Source organism: Candidatus Zixiibacteriota bacterium, assembly GCA_021159005.1.
Taxonomy (GTDB): domain Bacteria; phylum Zixibacteria; class MSB-5A5; order UBA10806; family 4484-95; genus JAGGSN01.
In genome coordinates, this window is record JAGGSN010000230.1 from 1 (window position 1) to 2,006 (window position 2,006).

General features: G+C 40.8%; 5 protein-coding genes. All 5 read right to left on the reverse strand.

Annotated features, from left to right (window positions below):
• Window positions 1-21 precede the first annotated feature (21 nt).
• Genes J7K40_15200 through J7K40_15220 form a run of 5 tightly spaced genes read right to left on the reverse strand, consistent with a single transcriptional unit; the run spans window position 22 to window position 1,914 of the window.
• Window positions 22-210: a hypothetical protein gene (locus tag J7K40_15200; protein ID MCD6163746.1), complete on the reverse strand. Its 189-nt coding sequence runs from the start codon at window positions 208-210 to the stop codon at window positions 22-24.
• The gene (locus J7K40_15205) at window positions 207-944 is read right to left on the reverse strand and encodes a hypothetical protein (GenBank protein MCD6163747.1); all 738 of its coding nucleotides are present in this window, start codon (window positions 942-944) and stop codon (window positions 207-209) included. Before J7K40_15205 ends, J7K40_15200 begins: the two co-directional genes overlap by 4 nt.
• A 12-nt stretch (window positions 945-956) precedes the next feature.
• Window positions 957-1,283, reverse strand: coding sequence for a hypothetical protein (locus tag J7K40_15210; GenBank protein MCD6163748.1), 327 nt, complete (start codon window positions 1,281-1,283; stop codon window positions 957-959).
• Window positions 1,283-1,684 (reverse strand): hypothetical protein, encoded by a 402-nt coding sequence (locus tag J7K40_15215; GenBank protein ID MCD6163749.1) that lies wholly within the window; start codon window positions 1,682-1,684, stop codon window positions 1,283-1,285. The genes J7K40_15210 and J7K40_15215 overlap by 1 nt, the downstream gene beginning before the upstream one ends.
• A gap of 11 nt (window positions 1,685-1,695) precedes the next feature.
• Window positions 1,696-1,914 (reverse strand): hypothetical protein, encoded by a 219-nt coding sequence (locus J7K40_15220; GenBank protein ID MCD6163750.1) that lies wholly within the window; start codon window positions 1,912-1,914, stop codon window positions 1,696-1,698.
• Between the last annotated feature and the right edge of the window lie 92 nt (window positions 1,915-2,006).

The following is a 2,006-nucleotide window of genomic DNA, read 5'->3' on the forward strand; positions in this document are numbered from 1 at the left end:
GTGATCATAACTATTAAAATTTTAATCTTCATCTTTTACTCCGAATTGTGAATTCCATTGTTTTGATAAAACTTCCACATCCGTCCCTACAATAAATGGAGGGTAATCACATTGATAACTAATATTTGAACAAAAGATTTCAACTTTATCTTGGCCGAAATTAGACACTTTTGCAGGAGAGCCGCAGAATTTACAATTTTTTAATTTCATATTGTAATCTCTTGCCGTTTTACAATATAGTTAATGCCTCTATCCTGCCAACTCGCAACTTCAAGCATCCCGGATTCATCTACTACAGGTTTTGGCTTACTTGGTGGTGCTGTTGGTAAATCCCAGTGACCATTTGGGCCATCTGTAATATCACCATAAACTATTTCGTCAATGCTCGTATCAATTCGAATTGCGGTTCCACCAAGCTCTTCATAGGCATTACAGCCCCACTCCAGATAATCATCCTGCTCACCACACGCGCCGATAACTGTCTGATGACCCGTCATGGCTTTCTTGTAATGCACTTCGATAATCTCGGTATTATAGAAAAAGTGTACCTGGAATATAACCAGCTTTCGAGTAAAAGCATTCTTCGCAATGACTGAAATAACTGTCCTGTCTTCCAGCGTCCACATCTTAGCCAGAGTTCCACAGGTACGCATTACCAACTGCTCACCAAAAGGAACAATCAAATAACCGTCTTCTGGATTAACGACCATTGAAGGTAACTGCCTTGGCCTATTGCGGTATTCAAGATTTTCACCCCGGCTTTGCAATACACTAATCATCCAATCCGGGCCAACAGTGATATAGCGATTATCTCTCCCGAACAGACGCACCGGCCCAAGCAGATCAATTGGGCCGCAATAACTCCTATCACTCAGAATAAGCATAAGATTTCGTTCGGGTTTGGTCGGCATTGGTAGCCAGTTGTAAGTTGTTTTTGTAATCATTTTGAATCTCCTTTACTCTGGGTCTAGCTCTAAATGCAAATGATTTTCATGCTTAATTAACTGGTATTCACCCCCAACAGCATCAACGATATCTGAACAAAGTTTAGAATAAACAGCATCAGGAATATGCCTTGAACGAAAATCCAACGCCTCTCCAGTAATATGCTTAGACCCCACCATGTGAATTCTCTTACCATCAGGATAAAACTCTTCAGTTCCAGCGGTAATAATAGTACCAAGATGATACTTTTCAAAAACTTGGCTAACTAAAATACTCGCCATAACCATCTCAGATTTTAATCCAGCAAGTTTGACAGTTTTATCTTTGAGACTTATCATTATTTTATACTCTCACCATTAGACAACTTCACCATGCTTATTTCAATCTGGTGTAACCTATCATTCGTTTCTTTTGCCTCAATCTCTCTCTTTTCTGCAACCGCTTTTAAATCAATCCTAAGATCATCCAACTTCCCACAAACAGTCAACATTAGCCCTGCATTATTTTTTACACAGTCACTTCGACGTTTTTCACAATCTTCAGCAGGAACATATATGAGTGTACCATCCATCTTATAAAGTCCACGCTTTAGTTCTGTAACCTCATTTAACAACGAAACAAACTTTTCGGCATCACTATCTAACCTCTGTTTTACCCGCCCCCAAGCAACTGCAACCCCGAGGAAGGCAATTACAATGCCGGTAGCTACACCAATTAATCCTGCAATCCATGGGGCCATTATCTAATCCTTTAGCTTAAAATATCTGCAATTGTAAGATCATTTAATTTCGCAACTGATAAATCAAGTAACTTACCAGCCCAACCACTTGCAGCCGCAAACTCATCATCCCACTCAATTATATCATTTTCTGCAAGCGCCTCGAATTGAGTGATAAGCAGTGAACCATCGGGGAGTACTACTATCTGGTATCCATCACTCGCGCCGGGTTGAATCGTTGAAGTAGCCATCTAGGATACCTCGCTCTTGATATGTGGGAGGAGTATTGGCTTGCCGTTTATCGTGCTCACGGCTGGGGTTGATGGGGAGGAGGTGATGGTGA

Excerpts from the sequence above, each read along its gene's own strand:
- J7K40_15200 (MCD6163746.1), bottom strand. The coding sequence starts at position 210 with ATGAAATTAAAAAATTGTAAATTCTGCGGCTCTCCTGCAAAAGTGTCT.
- J7K40_15210 (MCD6163748.1), bottom strand. The coding sequence starts at position 1,283 with ATGATAAGTCTCAAAGATAAAACTGTCAAACTTGCTGGATTAAAATCT.
- J7K40_15215 (MCD6163749.1), bottom strand. The coding sequence starts at position 1,684 with ATGGCCCCATGGATTGCAGGATTAATTGGTGTAGCTACCGGCATTGTA.
- J7K40_15220 (MCD6163750.1), bottom strand. The coding sequence starts at position 1,914 with ATGGCTACTTCAACGATTCAACCCGGCGCGAGTGATGGATACCAGATA.
- J7K40_15205 (MCD6163747.1), bottom strand. The coding sequence starts at position 944 with ATGATTACAAAAACAACTTACAACTGGCTACCAATGCCGACCAAACCC.